The sequence below is a fragment of the Wolbachia endosymbiont (group B) of Melanostoma mellinum genome, assembly GCF_947251465.1.
Classification (GTDB): domain Bacteria; phylum Pseudomonadota; class Alphaproteobacteria; order Rickettsiales; family Anaplasmataceae; genus Wolbachia.
In genome coordinates this window covers 1,427,401-1,444,429 of the sequence record NZ_OX366366.1, presented here as the reverse complement: position 1 = coordinate 1,444,429, position 17,029 = coordinate 1,427,401, and the positions used below count along the sequence as shown (strand labels likewise).

The window sequence follows — 17,029 nt, the reverse complement described above, 5'->3', positions numbered from 1 at the left end:
TTATGATGGTGTTATCCGAGTAGCTCATCCAGCTTTTTATCAGGAACGTTGATTACTCTTTATTCTTCGCCCTTCCTGCACGTTTACGTTCATTTGGATCGAGGAACTTCTTACGCAAACGTATAGATTTTGGAGTTACTTCTACCAATTCATCATCGTCTATATATGCTATCATATCCTCCAGTGTCATTATTTTTGGTGGAGTAAGCTTTATAGCTTCATCGCTACCTGAAGCTCTTACGTTTGTTAATTGCTTACCTTTAAGTACATTTATTTCTAAATCATTGTCACGACTATGCTGACCGACAATCATACCACAATATACCTTATCTTGTGGCTTAACAAACATAATTCCCCTATCTTGCAGATTGAAAATTGCATACGCTACTGCTTCGCCTTTGTCTGTTGAAATTAAAACCCCATTACGCCTTCCGGAAATTGAACCTTTATGTGGAGCATAACTGTGAAATAAACGGTTGATTATACCAGTGCCGCGAGAATCAGTTAAAAATTCTCCTTGATAGCCAATTAATCCCCTTGATGGCACTAAAAATGTCAACCTAGTTCTGCCACTACCAGAAGGTCTCATATCAGTTACTTCACCTTTTCGAAAGCTAAGTTTTTCCATGATGATTCCACTATACTCATCATCTACATCAATTACTACTTCCTCTATAGGTTCAAGTTTTTTGCCATCTTCTTCTTTAAACAGCACTCGAGGCCGTGAAACTGAAAGTTCAAAACCTTCCCTTCTCATATTTTCAATCAGTACCCCAAGCTGCAACTCACCACGTCCACCTACTTCAAATGCTTCACCACTTGGAGCCAAAGTTACAGTAATTGCAACGTTTGTTTCTGCTTCTGCATATAAACGATCTTTTATAACAGTTGAGGTAAGTTTTGTTCCCTCTTGCCCAGCAAAAGGTGAGTCATTAACGCTTATAGTAATCGCCATTGTTGGCGGGTCAACTGGAGTTGAGCTGATCGCAGTTGTAACTTCTGGTGCTGCTATAGTGTCTGAAACTGAAGCTTTCTCAAGTCCTGCAATGGCAATGATATCACCAGCTACAGCTTGCTCTACTGGAACGCGTTTTAAGCCAGAAAATGAGAGTAACTTAGTTAATCTCCCTCGCTCAACCACTTGACCATCAAGATCAATTACCTTAAGATCTGAGTTAACTTGCGCGATTCCTTGGTAAATCTTTCCTGTCAATATTCTGCCAAGAAATTTATCAGATTCAAGTAAAGTAACTAGCATAGCAAAAGGTGCATTTTGATCATAAACGGAAGGTTTTATGTAATCTATCACCGTTGAAAATAATGGGCTTAAATCTTTTCTCTCATCAGATAGCTCCTTAGCACACCAACCATTTCTACCTGAAGCATAGAGTACTGGAAAATCTAGTTGCTCGTTGGTTGCATCAAGGTTAAAAAATAACTCATATATTTCATTTAGTACTTCATCAATTCTGCTGTCTGGTCGATCAACCTTATTGATTATCACAATCGGTTTTAAATTTGCCTTTAGTGCTTTTGACAACACAAACTTAGTCTGTGGCATTGGACCTTCTGCAGCATCAACCAGTAGTAATACACCATCTGCCATGCAGAGCACCCTTTCCACTTCTCCACCAAAATCCGCATGTCCTGGTGTATCAATGATATTGATTTTCTCATCACCCCACATTATTGACGTACATTTTGCAAGTATTGTAATCCCACGTTCGCGTTCTTGATCACCACTATCCATCACTCGTTCTTGAACTTCTTGATTCTCACGAAACGTGCCACTTTGTTTTAACATGTTATCAAGTAAAGTAGTTTTTCCGTGGTCAACGTGTGCAATTATTGCAATATTGCGGATTGATTTAAATTCACTCATTTCTTATCATTTCAAATTTAATTTAATAACAAGTATACGTATAATATATTTAGAGTAAATAACTAAAGCCGTGCTTTCAGAGTATTTTAGGCAGATCATGGAACTCTAACAAAAAGGTTTCATGTTCGCTGTACTTTGTAGCAACTAACACCAAGACAAAGAAGAATCTTGCTTTAGCAGTACATTTATATAAAATTAAAATAAACTAAAGTAATCATTTAAATGCTAACAAGATTCGCTCCAAGCCCAACTGGCTACCTACATGTAGGAAACATACGCACTGCACTCATTTGTTGGATGTACACACGTAATCAAAATGGAAAATTTTTACTACGTTTTGATGATACTGATCTTGAGCGTTCAGATATCAAATATGTAGATAATATCATAGAAGACCTAAAATGGATTGGCATAAATTGGAATTCAAGTTTTAAGCAATCAGAGCGTTTTGAGAGCTATAACGAGGTGTTCTTACAGTTAATGAAAGAAGGTCATATTTATGCATGTTATGAAACAAGAGAAGAATTAGACACTAAACGAAAATTGCAATTAAAACAAGGTCTTCCCCCTGTTTACGATAGAGGTGCGTTGCTTCTAACTGAGCAAGAGAAAATTCGTTATGAGCAAGAAGGACGAAAACCACATTTCAGATTTAAATTGAATAGAAACGAAATTGTAAAATGGAATGATGAAGTTAAAGGTGAAATAAATATTGCAACAATTCACATTAGCGATCCTGTGGTAAAAAGAGAAGATGGAATTTATACATACATGTTACCTTCTGTTGTTGATGATGTTGACTTTAATGTAACCCATGTTGTACGCGGGGAAGATCATGTAACTAATACCGCAGTTCAGATCCAAATTATTAAAGCATTAAAAGCGAAAATTCCTATATTTGCTCACCTTCCCCTACTACATTTTGATGATAGCAAGATATCGAAACGGAAAGGTGGGTTGGATATTAAGTCCATAAGAGAAGATGAGATTGAGCCAATGGCGCTAACTAGCTATTTAGCAAAACTTGGCACATCTGATCCGATAGAAGCTCATGTTGATATGCAGTCTTTAATTAACTCATTTGATATTAAAAAATTTAGCTCAGCATCTGCACAATTCAGCTTGAGTGAAATGTATAAGCTAAATAGCAAAGTGCTGCAACAAATGCCATTTGAAATGGTGCAAGATCGTTTAAGTCAAATTGGCTCAGAGTTTTGGTATTTTATAAGGAGTAATATAGAAAAGTTTTCTGAGGTGGCCAAATGGTGGAAAACATGCAAATTTGGTATAGAGCCTGTGGTTCTTAATAAAGAGTTTATAAAAATAGCGCTAAGTTCATTGCCTAAAGGTGATTGTAATGAAAACACATTATCAGAGTGGGTTAAAAATATTCGACAGACAGTTGATATAAAGGCAAAAGATCTATTTATGCAGTTGCGCCTCGCTTTAACAGGAACAGAAACAGGTCCAGAACTCGCTAAATTATTAATTTTTATCGGTAGAGAGAGCATTGTTGCAAGGTTAGAAGAAAATCATACAAAAGGTTTAAATGCACCGAATGTATTTGAATGACACCAATAAGCATTGTTCAGGAAATGTGAAAATATTAGATTTCTTGTCATTCCAGTTTCTGCTCCTGTCATTCCAGTGCTTGACACTGGAATCCATAATCTTGCCAAAACGTTGTATTTTAAAATAACTTCTACACATATCCCATATTTCTGGATCCCAGTGTCAGCTACTTTCATGACAACATTTAGTTGTTTTTTCTCGTCTACCTTATTTTACTACTCTGCTGAACGAATAACACCAATAGTTAATCTCATGCTGAAAGATCATTTTATGGTCCAAGTCAGTTCTTTTACAAGTCACTTCCAAGCTCATCAAATTTTCTAAGATCTTCTTAAGTTCTGAAAGTTGCAAACTTTTCAAATGAGATTTAAAACTCTGCAATTGTTTGAAGAACAATGGAGGACTCAGCTGGTCAATTGCAGCTTGTTCATTCATTCCATTTTGTATTAACAGCAAAACGCTTTCTAGCCGTAGAAAATAATTTGATATAATACGGATTAATGCTATCGGTGAAAAATTCTCTTGTAATATCAATACATCGGAAATTTTGATGAATTGTCCCATGTCTTTACTCACTATTGCAGAGCACAGATTATCAAGTGTAACATAATCATTGCCGGAGGTTGAAAAGCATAGATCTATATCAGCAAGTTTAAGATCTTTTCTTTTTCCTAGATATAAAACTAATTTTTCAAGCTCTGAATATATAGGCAGTTTGCTATGATTAAAATAAGACTGCAAGTGGTAGATTATCTCACTTGTGCACTCTATATCATTTTGTTTCAAGTAACTTGATATAATATCACAAAGATTACTACCGCTGTCCTTATAGCAGGTAATGACACCGAAAATTTTTGAGCTTTCCATATAACTTTTAGTTGTAGAACTATATGGAAGATCATTTGCTATCATTACTATATAATGATCGCCTATATTATGATCCAATATGTTTCTTAACTCTTTAGATATACTTCCACTGACATTTATCAGCTTAACTAACCTTTTTTTAGTAAACATCGAAATGTTTGCCAACTCGGAAAATAACAAGCCAGGCGACTTATTCACTACTGCAAAATCCATCACCTGAACTGAATACTCATTCAAGTTGGCAATTATTTCCTGTACAAAAATATCGACCTTACTATTGTCACTCCCATGAATTAATAGACCACTTAAAGTATCGGGTTTCTCAAGGAATTTTTTAACTTTAGATGGCGTGATTCTCATGCCATCTATATTATATTATCACTACTTGGTGGTACATCATTTGATTGCACATCAGTTTCCAACAATTCTGAGCTTTCTTGATTTGCTGTATTCTGCATATCATCAGACACTTCTTTCTTTCCCGTAACATAATTATAAAAATTTTTTATAGGCTGTCCTATATATCTAGAAAAAAATCCTTCGGCCATATCTTTCACTCCACAAATTAACAATTAGCACATAAAAACAACGTAGCAAAAACTACTTTACGCTCAGATAGTTACACTCATTTGTTAATGAATTATGAACTTCCGAGACCAAAATTAAGTCGATCTACTTAACACCAATCTTATAAAATAAGCAATGATTAAATACACAGCTGCGATAAGTATAATTGCAGGTCCAGTTAATAAGTCAAAACTTGCAGATAATATCAAACCTGATACTCCAGAAATCACAGAAAAAACTGTTGCAACAATAATCATTTGCATTGGAGTTTTTGAAATGAGTCTTGCTGATGCAGCAGGTATTAACAAAAATGCAGCAATGAGTAATATTCCTATTAATTGAGCAGAAATTGCAATAAAGATAGCGAGTATAATCAAAAATTCTAGCCTAACAAAATTAACATGTACTTTCTCAACTGTTGCCAAATCTTGATTAATCGAAATCATCAGCCAATAGCGCCATCTAAATATTAATATCAAAGTAACTATTACGGAGGTTAGAAAAATTGATATTATATTACTTTGGTCAATCATTAATATGTCACCAAAAAGTGAGCTAATAATACTATTATTACCTGATGGAAGAAAAGACATAAGTATTAAACTCGATGATAAAACTACATTGGTAACTATGTTCAATATCGTATCAGCAGAGTATAATTTATTAAAATTAAGAGAAAGTAGTATAGCAAACATAATTGCAATGAGCATTATACTTACCGATGGGCTGATATTAAAGATCAAAGCAAGTGCAATACCAAGCAATGAAGAATGGGACAAACTATCACCTAAATACGATAACCTTTGCCATATCATAAATGACCCTAGAGCTCCTGTGACTAGGCTAATCATAATTACCGCAATTAGACTGTTTATAAAAAAACTCTGTGTAAATATCTCTAACATGCTATCAGATAACTGACAACAAATCTATCTTCAGATATTAAAACGTTATGGGTTCTGCATGCAGAACCCGTCGTCATAAATTCAAAATTTAAATTCTTTTGCTCCATAAGATAAGACTTCATTGAACAATCGCGTATCTTACCAGTACCTATTATCAAAATCTCTATTTCCTCTGTTAAAAAAGATTTAAAATACTCCTTGTTATTTATATCACTTTCTTTCAATTTAATCACCTTTTCAGGAAAAATTATAATTGAGCCATGATATTCTTGATTATTTACCCAAAATCTTTCTTCCCTGTAACCATCTATAAGATTTTTCTTCTTGGAAATTAAGGGCATAAATCAAACTATTAATTCCGTGTCGCACACCCACCATTCTGGATATTCCTTTTTGATATTTGCCGCTGCAGCTTTTGCATTTTCTTCACTATCAAACATTCCAAAACACGCTACACCACTACCTGACATACGAGAAAGTATAGAGCCTTCTTGTGACTCTAGTGTTGATATTACATTCTGAATTTCAGGTACAAAACCTATTGCTGCTTCTTGAAGGTCATTTTTTGTCTCTTTAAGAAGCTCTAACAAATTCTCCTCAGTTTTATCACTCCACTTAATTGGATTAGAGAAATCCTCTTTATACTTGGAAAATACTTCTGATGTATTCAAAAACTTTTTTTTTGGTTTCACAAGTACCAGACTTGTGGGTAAAGAGCATTGTTTAATGGGGCATAATTCCTCACCAACACCTCTGACAAAAACTGGCTTACTATCTATACTTGCAGGCACATCAGCACCAACTCTTAAAGCTATATCATTTAAAATTTGCCTATCAATGTTCCAAAGCTCTCCCAGCATGCGTATCACAGCTCCAGCATCTGAGGAACCACTACCAAATCCCGCAGCAATTGGTACATTTTTTACAACCTTCACAGTGACTTTAGTGCGTACAGGAGCATGCCTAAGCAGTAGACTCACTGCTTTCGTTATAGTATTATATCGATAATTTATTCTAAACTCAGAATTTACAAATTCAACTGTAGAGTTATCATATCTAAAGTTTTTTTCTCCTACTTTTATCTCTAAAAAATTAGAAAGTTTAGCAAAGACAACCAAACTTTCAATTAAATGATACCCTCTTTCTTCTCTATTTATAATATGTAAAAAAAGATTGATCTTTGCAGGAGCCTTTACACAAAAACTTTCCATCTGTATATCTTCACTAACACTATCTTATTTACTATACTTGAAATGCCACTTCAGTCAAACTTTATACACTCCTAATGAGATCAAATGCCATAAATCCTAACTTCTCTGTATGGGTAAGTGCATCAGCTGGTACAGGTAAAACAAAGATCTTAATAGACAGAGTATTAAGACTTCTATTAGAGAATAAGAGAAATATTCTCTGCTTAACATTTACCAATGCTGCAGCAAATGAAATGGAGGATCGCATTTACAGTACACTTAGTAAGTGGGCAATATGTCCAGAGGGTATATTGGTCACAGATTTAGAACAATTAGCCCAGTGTGTGACCAGAGAAAATAAAGATTATTTAACAAGAGCAAGAAGGCTTTTTTCTGAACTGGAAAATATTGGTCTTAATATTCAAACTATACACGCCTTTTGTTACAAATTAATCTCCAGCTTTCCTACAGAAGCTGGTATCGCTCCACATTGTACGTTGAGCGAATGTAAAGAATTGCATTCCATTGTATTTGAAAAAACGCTTCATAATGAAACTGTGCAGGACGATATCAATATCGTTGCAGCTGAAATTGATGAAAATAAGCTGCGTGATTTGCTCTATACCTTATGTATAAAGAGATCAGCTCTAGAAAATAATTTAGGATATATAAAAGATAAACTAAGCGTCCCAGACAAGATTGACAATTTACAGAATGAAACGATTGAGCAGATAAAAAGATTAGCTGAAATATTAAGTAAGGGAAGCAAAAGAGATCAGAGTTACAGTGCGATACTTTATTCTACTGTCATCCCAGCTGGGATCCAGAAAGAAAATATGTGGATTCCAGTGTCAAGCACTGGAATGACACCAGGCCTAGCAGATCCCAGTGTCAGCTACTTGGATGACACCGGAATAAAGTGGGATGAAACTAAGATAGAAAATCTAGCCAAAGTATTTCTGAAGTCAGAATCGCAGGAAAAAAAAAGCATATCATCAATTATAACAAAGGGTACTTTGGAAAAATTTGAAGATGCAGAGCAAATGATAGAAAGCATTCAAAACACAGTATCCACTCACGTAAAAGACATGAATTCTTATCAAATATTCGGAAGAACCAGTAGTTTACTTAGTATATTTAAAGTATATGTTGATCTATATAATAATGAAAAATCAAAGAATGCACTGCTTGATTATGATGATATCATCAATTTAGCAACAAATCTCCTTAGCAATCCAGGCAATAAAGATTGGATATTGTTTAATCTAGACCAAAAAATAGACCACATTCTTGTTGACGAGGCACAAGACAATAGTATTAGTCAATGGAAAATTATAACAAGTCTCTGCGATGAATTTTTTACCGGCAGTGATGAAAAGAGAACTTTATTTGTTGTTGGCGATGTAAAACAATCAATTTACAGATTTCAAGGAGCAAATCCCCATCTATTTAATTACATGCAGCAATATTTTCACACGAAAACCGGTGGCAGAGATTGGGTATCATGTCAACTTGAAAAGTCATTTCGCTCAACTCCAGAAGTTTTGATGCTTGTAGACAGAATATTTAACAATTTTCGTGAAGAAATATCTTTCAATGATAACAAGATAAAACATATTCCATATAGAGAAAACGATCAAGGGTACATTGAAATCTGGCCGTTACTGCCAAGGTATAAAGAGGAAGAGCAGCAAGCCTTACAAATTCATTTAATACAGAGGAAAGATTATGTAGTAACAGATCGATTACTTGCTCAGGCAATAGCCCAAAGAATTCACAATTGGTTAAACGAAGGGCGGATTTTAGTCGCCAAAGATCGTCATATAGAACCAAGGGATATTATGATTTTGGTACGGCAGCGAAATGTGTTAGTTGATTACATAATAAGTGAACTAAAAAAAGTAAATGTACCAGTTATAGGCCGAGATTATTTTAGAATTATGGATTACATAGCTGTGCAGGACTTAATAGCTTTAGCTGAATTTTTGCTCCTCCAGGCAAATGATCTTGCTCTTGCAAATGTTTTAAAATCACCGCTATTTAACTTCACTGAGGATGATTTATTCAATATTGCATACGATCGTAAAGAACAGTCGTTGTGGGAAAAACTTCAAGATTATCAGGAGATTATCTCTAATGAATTAAACTATCTAATTAATTTATCTCAGACAGAATCCCCCCTTACACTATTCACGCATATATTGCGCACAGGCAAGAAGAAATTTGCTGCAAGGCTAGGTCTTGAGTGCTTCGAGATTCTAGACGAATTTATGAACCTCGTATTGCAATTTGAGCACCCATCTCTTCAAGCATTTGTTCAGTGGATCAAAGGAAATAATCCTGAGATTAAAAACGATATGCAATCAGAACTCAATGCTGTACGAATAATGACAATTCATAAATCAAAAGGTCTACAAGCTCCAATAGTGTTTTTAGTTGACACAAATACAGTACCAAGAAACAGTGAAAATATTTTGTTTGATGCAACGGAAGCACCATTTTGGTGTGGCAAAAATAGTAATGCTTATTGTAATCAAGTAAAAAGAGAGAAAAAACTAGAGGATTATAACGAATATTTGCGTTTGCTGTACGTGGCACTTACGCGTGCTGAAGATGAGTTATACATTTTAGGCAAAGAGCCAGTGCAAAAGGGCTCTTGGTATGATCTAGTTATTCAATATGGAGCATTATATGAGAGGAAAAAACTATACTTACAGCCGATATTTAAAGAAAAAGTTGAAGTGCTATGCATGAATGCAAACTACCCTTCTATTTATAAAAAACGTGATTATTTTGATGTTCCAGTGATTTCACCTCCATCAAACCTATCAATGTCATTGCAGCACGTAACGCTGGAACCTGGAGAAAAAAAGCCAGTGTCAAGCACTGGGATGACAGATGAGAATGCTGGAATGACAAAAAGGAGCATTGGGACGACAGACAGCTATGCAAGAGGCTTAATAATTCACAGTATATTGCAATATATGCCCAAGATAGAGAAAGACAGGAGAAAAAATTGGGTTAGGAAATATCTTGATAGCATAAACACTAGTGAAGATAAGGATGAAATTTACAGCAAAATATTAACCTTTAATGAAAAATATGATTACCTGTTCGACTTGGAGGGCAAATCAGAAATTCCACTTAGTGGAACAATTGACGGAAAACCAGTATTAGTGCGGCTAGACAGACTGTGTATAACAGAAGACAAAGCAATCATAATTGACTATAAATCACACCATAACGTTTCTATTTCCTCATCAAATGAAATAAAAAAGCAAATGTTGATCTATAAAACCTTAGTGCAAGAAGTCTACCCAGATAAGCAGGTAGAGTGCGTGGTTATTTGGATGGAAGATTTAACCTTACAATCTTTGATCTAAACTCAAATGTTCTTATAGTATCTACTTGCATTTGTTGTAAACTCACTTTTACTCTATAGTTATCTTTTTACTACTTTATCTATTTTCTGAACTGATTTTCGTATTAGAAAACATCCAATAAGAAGAATTATAAAAGGAATAAACCATAAAATGTAGGTACTAGATTTTACAGGTGGTACAATGATAATTGAATCTCCATAAGAATTTTTTAACTCTGAAACTATTTGCTCGTTAGTATATCCATCACTGATCTTCTTGCGAATTGTCTTACGCATACCATATGCAACTTGAGACTCAGATTCGGATAATAATTCACCAGAGCATACTGGACACTTTATTACTGCAAATAAGCTACTTGCTCGCTCTTCCATGCTTTCGTCTCTTAGTTTATCATCCAAAGTAAAAGCATTTATGCTTAAATGGAATATCAATGTAAAAAGTAAGCTAATTACTATTCTCATTCTTGGTGAATTGAGTGATAAAATCAGTAGTGGATAATTTTCCAATAAAGCCTGAACCTACATTATTGTCGTACTTTATTGAAAATTGAATGTCGTTATCAGTGATTTTTTCTGATAAGGAAGATATTGATTTTTCCAATTTATCTGCAGTCTTTGAATCATTAGTCACAAACGAAATTAATTCTTTATAATTTGATATGGCTACATTGATTTTATCTTCAAATGAAGATGTAACTAAATTGTAATTACTTACTCCACCATTCGCAGCAATAGAAAAGTTATTACTCTCAATCAAAAATTTTTCTATGTTGAAATTAATCTTAGAAGCTGAAATATGGTTTACAAATTCATAATCTAATTTAGCGTCGACACTAAGGTAATTTTCAGGACTTGCAGTATGTTTATAACGGTAAGTATAAAAATCAAATTCTAGTTTAGTATTTTCATTCAGTTCTTTATCAAAGTGAAATTGAATGTAATTACTTTTATCATTCACTTCAGTTATAACACTTTGCTGATTTTCTAAAACATCACATTTTAATCCATAATCTTCGTAACGAAATGTATCTATATATTCTATTACAGTGCTATTTCTGTTGAATTTTAATGAAGATAGTAAATCATTTAGTTTAACAACAAAGTGGCTACTCACGTGTGTGTGACACTTTATATTCTTTTTCTCATCACTACGGACAGCAATGTTTACTTTATTGCTTGGTATATAGATATATACTGACTTATCAAATAATCTGTTTTTTATCATTAAAGCTTCAGATGAAACAGTTAATTGCTCATTAGAAAATTTTGGATTCGTTACACGAAAAACTAGGTTAAAAGGAAATCCCTTAAAATCATGTGAAATATCAACTTTTTCGTCATTAATGTAATCAGTTAAAAGACTTTTTACCTTAAATGCAGAAAAATACCAAAAACCACTATACGCTAGAGGAATAAACAAAGGTAAGGAGATGAGAATATAGATAAAAATTTTACGCATTATCCTCTTATTTATCTAATGATATATTTCTTGTACCTCTGGGCACGGTTACGCACAAACCGTCAATATCTTTTGTGATTTTTATTTGGCATCCAAGCCTCGATGTCTCTGTTAAACCGAAAGCTAGATCCAGCATGTCATTTTCCTCATCAGATATAGGATTATGTGTTTCTACAACATCATAAAATTTTGGATCAACAATCACATGGCATGTAGAGCAAGCAAGAGAACCTTCACATGCACCTTCAAGCAGATCTGGATCACTTCTATGGGCTAAATTAAGAAGAGTTTCTCCCTCTGCAGCTTCATAACTTTTCTTACTTCCATCAGGTAAAATAAAAGTAACGGATGGCATACTATTAAAATCTCTACTAATTTCTCTATATTCTACAAATAATAACTAATATTTGCAAACTCTTTGTAATTCCATTGCCTATCTCTTGTCATCTATATTCCTATTAGGAACTATATTTACTATCATATCTCATATAGTATATCCTATTGCATTTATAATAAATAACAAGTTCGTAAAGATCATTTGGTAGAGCAAAAAAACTCAAAACCCTTTATGAATTTATATGTTCCCAGTATTCCTGAATTATTAATACCAAATCCCTATAATGATACTCTAAAACCATATGTCTGTTAGTACTATGCAAGAAAGCCATCCATGGTTAGCATAATTTCCACAAAGCTACAGAAGAGTTGTTTATGGTAATTGAGGAGCTACAACCACATGACGTCTGTCATTAATCACTATTTCACCTATCGCAACTGCTGCAAAAACAAAACAATAATATACTTTTGTTAGTACGATGATAGGTGACAGAGAGGCAATGCTGCTTGCTAGTAATACATGAGAACCATAAGGTAAGATACTTTTTGTGATAGAAGTAAATATCTCTAATAAGTACGCACTACGGTGTGGTGCAATGTTATATCTTTGCGCAAGCCTTTTAGCAATATTACTAGTTAATAAAATAGCAACAACATTGCTGGAAACTAAAATAGTAAACAGAGATGATATTCCCGCAATCATAAATTCAGCTTGAGTTTTTGTCATATTCACCTTATCGGTGAATATATCTATCTTTTTCTGACTGTATTCGTACATTAAGTGGCTTAATCCACTACTGAAGAGAATAAATATCATTACTTCATTCATCTTATAAAAACCCCTATATATGTCACGAGAATATTCAATAAGAGAATAATCAAAAAAAGCTATTCCTAATATCCCAGCAATAACCATATTAATAGCTAATGTTACCAGAGTGTTTATTTCAAATAAACCCATAATTATTAAAGATATATAAGGGATAATTTTGACTATGGATAAATAATTCAGACTTGAGATAGAAACAACTTCTGTACTATTTGAAATTATTACTAGATAAATAAGTATTATAAGACCTGTAACAGATCCTGTCTTGAAAGTGAGTTTTATTTTATCCTTTACTGAAGCTCCTTGTGAAGAAGTAGCAGCAATAGTAGTGTCAGATATCATTGAAAGGTTGCTGCCAAACATAGACCCACCTATCACAGCTCCAACACCCACTGCACAATCAAAAGCTCCATTTTGTGCTAAATTAACAGCTATTGGTGTTATAAGTGCAATAACTCCGATTGATGTGCCGATTGCACTTGAAATAAAAGTAGAAAGTAAAAACATTCCAGGAAGTAATAATCTTGCTGGAAGAAATCGAATAGTTAAGTTAGTAATAACATTTATACTACCAAGCAATTCAGTAACAGTAGAAAATGCTCCAGCAAATAGAAAAATCAAACATACGGTAAGAGTAGTTTTATTACCCATACCTTTTATAAGAGTATCAATACTATGTTGAATTTTGTTTTTATTGAATAGAACAGCAAAAAATAATGCTGGTAATAAGCAAACTAACGGTGAAATTTGATGAAGAGGATTACCAAGTCCGATAAAAGAAAAATAAATACCACTTCCAAGGTATAAGGCTAGAAAGATAATAAGAGGAAGAAATGAAAACACTTATCGTAGTTGAACAAACCAGAAATATACTAGAATAAGCTATTTTAAGCAACTACTAATACAGTGTTTTTCTAATAATTTTGAACATCTTAAGCCATCTACTTTTGAATAAATTCCATTTGCATTTCTTGTATACTATCCTCTATTTGCTTTATTTGTTCTATTAGCCTTTCCTCTAAGTCAAAATTACCGCCCAGCCTTGCTTTAATTTTTTCTTCTTGTAATACATTTAATTCTTTCCGTAATACTATGTTATTCCAGACAGTTTCTGCCGATCTCTTCTCACTTAATTGACTATTTAGTACGCTAGTTTTTTCAAATATAAACTTTATAACACTAGACTCCTGTAGCAGAATTTCTTTATTAAAGTTGCTCTCATTAGTTACCATATTAATTACGCACTGTTGTAATTTTTTCATCTCATTAGTAAATTCGAAATGAGAAAATTGCTCAAAAAATATAGGACGGTTCAAGATTTCAGGAAATTCTACGGCTATACGCAAAATTATGGCCTGATTTTGCTCTGCTTCAATTAGCTCTGGAGATTTATTGTAAAGATACTCACCTTTTGTTGCTTTGCTATTAAAAATCAGCTTTTTAAAGTTTCTTCTTAATTCACTGACCTTATTGTAAAAATAATCTCTATAATACCTTCTAATACTGCTGTTACCGATAGCATTGACATATTTCATGAACTTGTGCTCAAGAATTGAATATTTTTCCGGAGCAAATTTTTCATAATTTTGCAAATTGCTACCAATTATGTGATGCCATAAATATTCAGAGTGCAGTTCTGTTGAGCGGTTAAAAGCGGATAGTACATCTTCCGTCTTATATTCTAGTTCATTGCATATATCGTATGGGTCCTTGTTGCTTGGCAAAGTCACGAACTTCAATGTGTATCCAGGCTCCAGTATCGGCAGAACAAGTTCTGCAATTCGAATAGCAGCATGACATCCAGGACTATCGCCATCCATACAGATAGAAATTTCTTTAGCAAGTTTCCAAAGATTTTTTATCTGCTCTGCAGAAATTGCGGTACCAAGCGGAGCAACTGTATTGCTAATTCCCGCTTGATGTAGTGCTATTACATCCATATATCCTTCAACAACAAATAGATGCTGTTTTTTGCGTATTTCACTCAAAGCAAAGTTTAATCCATATAAATTTTCTCTTTTCTTAAAGAGCTGACTCTCTGGGCTGTTTAGATACTTCGGCTGTTGCTCAGAGTTCAGCGCACGTCCGCCAAAACCAATAACTTTGCCCGTGATGTTGTGTATAGGAAATATCAGCCGATCATAGAAATAATCACGAGAATTCTTATTTATTAACCCAACATCGATCAAAATATCGTCTTTAATACCAGAGGAGTTCAAATATTCCTTCAAGCCAGAACTTGGTGCATAACCTATCTTAAATTTATCTATGATTTTGAGTGAGATCTTGCGCTGCCTTAAATAAGCCATAACACCTCGATTTTTCTGCGCGAACCAACTTGCAGCTAAATTCAGTGCTGAAAACAGTTTGTCATTTTCTTTAGCAAAGCTGAGGTTTTTGGGTAACTCAACACCTGCAACAGATGCCAATTTTTCCAACGCTTCCTTAAAACTCAAGCCCTCAGTTTGTGAAATAAATTCAAACGCATCACCATGAGCTGAGCAACCGAAACAGTAATATAAGCCCTTAACATTGCTGACCGAAAAAGATGGAGTTTTTTCGTTATGAAATGGGCAGAGTCCAACAAAACTATCTCCTCTTTTTATTAACCTAACTTTTTTTCCTACTATGTCGGACAACAATAATTTTGACTTTATAATATCTATATGATCCATTTTACCGAATGAGTAGTGGTAGGATAAAAATTATATAGAATTTATGCATATCTGACTCGAAATTTATTCAGAAAGATCAGGAGAGCTTGACAAAAAGCTCAAAATAAATTACGCATATAAATACCCTTAAGTTGCAATTTCTTATATGTCAGATGTGATATCAGTTGCTTCAGACCACGCAGGTTATGAACTAAAATCAGAAATAAAGGCTTACTTGGAAACTTTAGATTATACAGTGATAGACCGTGGCTGCACTGCTGAACAAAAGAGTGTAGACTACCCTGACTATGCTGCTGAAGTTGTAGAAGATATAACAAACAAAAAAGCAAATTATGGAATATTAATTTGCGGTACAGGTTTGGGCATGAGTACTGTGGCAAATCGTTTTGAAGGAATCTACGCTGCTTTATGTAATAGTGTTGAGATCGCAAAATTAGCTCGCGAGCATGGCAACGCGAATATACTGTGTCTTGGTGCAGGGTTTACTGCGAGTGGATTAGCAAAAGACATAGTCAAACAATTCCTCGAAACAGAATTTTCAAAAGAAAGTAGACATAAAGAACGCCTTGATAAACTTAGCAATATTAGCAAGAAAAAAACCACAAAAACTTATAATGAAGATGAAATATCAAAATTCGCTAAAATAGCAGGTGAATGGTGGGATGAGAATGGCAAGTTCAAGCCATTGCACATGATGAATCCTGTGAGAGTATCATACATCGTTGAGAAAATAAAAGAATTAAAAAAATGCGATTTAAAAGAACTATCATTGCTCGATGTTGGTTGTGGTGGTGGCATTTTGTCAGAGTCAATGGCGCGTATTGGTATTAGCGTTGCGGGAATAGATGTATGTGAGGAAAACATAAAAGTGGCACAGTCGCATGCGAAGAAAGTAGGGTTAAATATAGAATACACACACACTAGCATTGAAGAGCTAAGCAATGACAAGAAGTATGACGTGGTTTTGTTGATGGAAGTGGTTGAACATGTCGATAATTTAGAGTTTTTCATGAAAAAAGCAATAGAGCTGTTGAAGCCAGAAGGGCTAATTTTTATATCGACGATAAATAGAACTATTAAATCCTTCTGTCTTGCAATAGTCGGCGCAGAGTACATATTAAACTGGCTGCCAAAAGGCACACATAATTGGAATAAATTTCTCAAGCCATCAGAAATTGCAAATCATCTAAGGGAAAACAATGTAACACTACAAGATATGACTGGTATGGAATATAATGTAATAAAGCGTGAATGGAACTTGACCAAAGGTGTGGATGTTAATTATATACTTTGTGGAAACGTTGTAATTTGAAATCTCATTCAAGTACTAGAAGGTAATGCAAATATTTTAGGCAGTTTTACTTT

Annotated in this window: 14 protein-coding genes; 3 read left to right on the top strand and 11 right to left on the bottom strand. The window is 34.0% G+C overall.

Annotated features, from left to right (window positions below; translation table 11 throughout):
- Positions 1-52: 52 nt before the first annotated feature.
- The gene (typA, locus tag OPR42_RS06755; RefSeq protein WP_007302691.1) at positions 53-1,882 is read right to left on the bottom strand and encodes a translational GTPase TypA; all 1,830 of its coding nucleotides are present in this window, start codon (positions 1,880-1,882) and stop codon (positions 53-55) included.
- A gap of 222 nt (positions 1,883-2,104) precedes the next feature.
- On the opposite strand from typA, the gene gltX reads away from it, so the two are divergent.
- On the top strand, positions 2,105-3,454 hold the full coding sequence (gene gltX, locus OPR42_RS06750) for a glutamate--tRNA ligase (protein WP_064085301.1): 1,350 nt from the start codon (positions 2,105-2,107) through the stop codon (positions 3,452-3,454).
- Between the two features lie 207 nt (positions 3,455-3,661).
- Here gltX and holA read toward each other — a convergent pair whose 3' ends face one another.
- The 5 genes from holA to OPR42_RS06725 form a co-directional block, all read right to left on the bottom strand.
- A complete protein-coding gene (holA, locus tag OPR42_RS06745; protein WP_265042167.1) occupies positions 3,662-4,681 on the bottom strand; it encodes a DNA polymerase III subunit delta in 1,020 nt (339 codons plus the stop codon).
- Positions 4,682-4,686: 5 nt separating this feature from the next.
- Positions 4,687-4,869 (bottom strand): hypothetical protein, encoded by a 183-nt coding sequence (locus tag OPR42_RS06740; RefSeq protein WP_015588477.1) that lies wholly within the window; start codon positions 4,867-4,869, stop codon positions 4,687-4,689.
- 114 nt (positions 4,870-4,983) lie between these two features.
- Positions 4,984-5,793 carry a metal ABC transporter permease gene (locus OPR42_RS06735; protein ID WP_007302687.1) on the bottom strand — a complete coding sequence of 270 codons (810 nt, stop codon included), beginning with the start codon at positions 5,791-5,793 and terminating at the stop codon, positions 4,984-4,986.
- A complete protein-coding gene (locus tag OPR42_RS06730) occupies positions 5,787-6,134 on the bottom strand; it encodes an Mth938-like domain-containing protein (RefSeq protein ID WP_017532635.1) in 348 nt (115 codons plus the stop codon). The genes OPR42_RS06735 and OPR42_RS06730 overlap by 7 nt, the downstream gene beginning before the upstream one ends.
- A 3-nt stretch (positions 6,135-6,137) precedes the next feature.
- Positions 6,138-7,004, bottom strand: a complete 867-nt coding sequence (locus tag OPR42_RS06725) for a 4-(cytidine 5'-diphospho)-2-C-methyl-D-erythritol kinase (RefSeq protein WP_265030455.1) — start codon at positions 7,002-7,004, stop codon at positions 6,138-6,140.
- Positions 7,005-7,078: 74 nt separating this feature from the next.
- On the opposite strand from OPR42_RS06725, the gene OPR42_RS06720 reads away from it, so the two are divergent.
- The gene (locus OPR42_RS06720; protein ID WP_265030456.1) at positions 7,079-10,366 is read left to right on the top strand and encodes a UvrD-helicase domain-containing protein; all 3,288 of its coding nucleotides are present in this window, start codon (positions 7,079-7,081) and stop codon (positions 10,364-10,366) included.
- 59 nt (positions 10,367-10,425) lie between these two features.
- Here OPR42_RS06720 and OPR42_RS06715 read toward each other — a convergent pair whose 3' ends face one another.
- From OPR42_RS06715 to dnaG, 5 genes are all read right to left on the bottom strand, one after another.
- A complete protein-coding gene (locus OPR42_RS06715) occupies positions 10,426-10,827 on the bottom strand; it encodes a cytochrome c-type biogenesis protein (RefSeq protein ID WP_010401557.1) in 402 nt (133 codons plus the stop codon).
- Positions 10,811-11,824: a hypothetical protein gene (locus OPR42_RS06710; RefSeq protein WP_264682415.1), complete on the bottom strand. Its 1,014-nt coding sequence runs from the start codon at positions 11,822-11,824 to the stop codon at positions 10,811-10,813. Before OPR42_RS06710 ends, OPR42_RS06715 begins: the two co-directional genes overlap by 17 nt.
- A 7-nt stretch (positions 11,825-11,831) precedes the next feature.
- The gene (locus tag OPR42_RS06705) at positions 11,832-12,179 is read right to left on the bottom strand and encodes a ferredoxin family 2Fe-2S iron-sulfur cluster binding protein (protein WP_006013713.1); all 348 of its coding nucleotides are present in this window, start codon (positions 12,177-12,179) and stop codon (positions 11,832-11,834) included.
- Between the two features lie 354 nt (positions 12,180-12,533).
- On the bottom strand, positions 12,534-13,832 hold the full coding sequence (locus OPR42_RS06700) for a Na+/H+ antiporter NhaC family protein (RefSeq protein ID WP_265042166.1): 1,299 nt from the start codon (positions 13,830-13,832) through the stop codon (positions 12,534-12,536).
- Between the two features lie 98 nt (positions 13,833-13,930).
- Complete coding sequence (dnaG, locus tag OPR42_RS06695; RefSeq protein WP_265042165.1) at positions 13,931-15,664, bottom strand: DNA primase; 1,734 nt, start codon at positions 15,662-15,664, stop codon at positions 13,931-13,933.
- A gap of 145 nt (positions 15,665-15,809) precedes the next feature.
- Here dnaG and ubiG point away from each other — a divergent pair, with 145 nt between their 5' ends.
- The gene (gene ubiG / locus OPR42_RS06690) at positions 15,810-16,976 is read left to right on the top strand and encodes a bifunctional 2-polyprenyl-6-hydroxyphenol methylase/3-demethylubiquinol 3-O-methyltransferase UbiG (RefSeq protein WP_064085277.1); all 1,167 of its coding nucleotides are present in this window, start codon (positions 15,810-15,812) and stop codon (positions 16,974-16,976) included.
- Positions 16,977-17,029 lie beyond the last annotated feature (53 nt).

Bases quoted from the DNA above. Each gene is read 5' to 3' on its own strand.
- gltX (WP_064085301.1), top strand. From the start codon at position 2,105: ATGCTAACAAGATTCGCTCCAAGCCCAACTGGCTACCTACATGTAGGA.
- dnaG (WP_265042165.1), bottom strand. From the start codon at position 15,664: ATGGATCATATAGATATTATAAAGTCAAAATTATTGTTGTCCGACATA.
- holA (WP_265042167.1), bottom strand. From the start codon at position 4,681: ATGAGAATCACGCCATCTAAAGTTAAAAAATTCCTTGAGAAACCCGAT.
- OPR42_RS06735 (WP_007302687.1), bottom strand. From the start codon at position 5,793: ATGTTAGAGATATTTACACAGAGTTTTTTTATAAACAGTCTAATTGCG.
- OPR42_RS06720 (WP_265030456.1), top strand. From the start codon at position 7,079: ATGAGATCAAATGCCATAAATCCTAACTTCTCTGTATGGGTAAGTGCA.
- OPR42_RS06725 (WP_265030455.1), bottom strand. From the start codon at position 7,004: ATGGAAAGTTTTTGTGTAAAGGCTCCTGCAAAGATCAATCTTTTTTTA.
- OPR42_RS06730 (WP_017532635.1), bottom strand. From the start codon at position 6,134: ATGCCCTTAATTTCCAAGAAGAAAAATCTTATAGATGGTTACAGGGAA.
- OPR42_RS06715 (WP_010401557.1), bottom strand. From the start codon at position 10,827: ATGAGAATAGTAATTAGCTTACTTTTTACATTGATATTCCATTTAAGC.
- ubiG (WP_064085277.1), top strand. From the start codon at position 15,810: ATGTCAGATGTGATATCAGTTGCTTCAGACCACGCAGGTTATGAACTA.
- OPR42_RS06705 (WP_006013713.1), bottom strand. From the start codon at position 12,179: ATGCCATCCGTTACTTTTATTTTACCTGATGGAAGTAAGAAAAGTTAT.
- OPR42_RS06710 (WP_264682415.1), bottom strand. From the start codon at position 11,824: ATGCGTAAAATTTTTATCTATATTCTCATCTCCTTACCTTTGTTTATT.
- OPR42_RS06740 (WP_015588477.1), bottom strand. From the start codon at position 4,869: ATGGCCGAAGGATTTTTTTCTAGATATATAGGACAGCCTATAAAAAAT.
- typA (WP_007302691.1), bottom strand. From the start codon at position 1,882: ATGAGTGAATTTAAATCAATCCGCAATATTGCAATAATTGCACACGTT.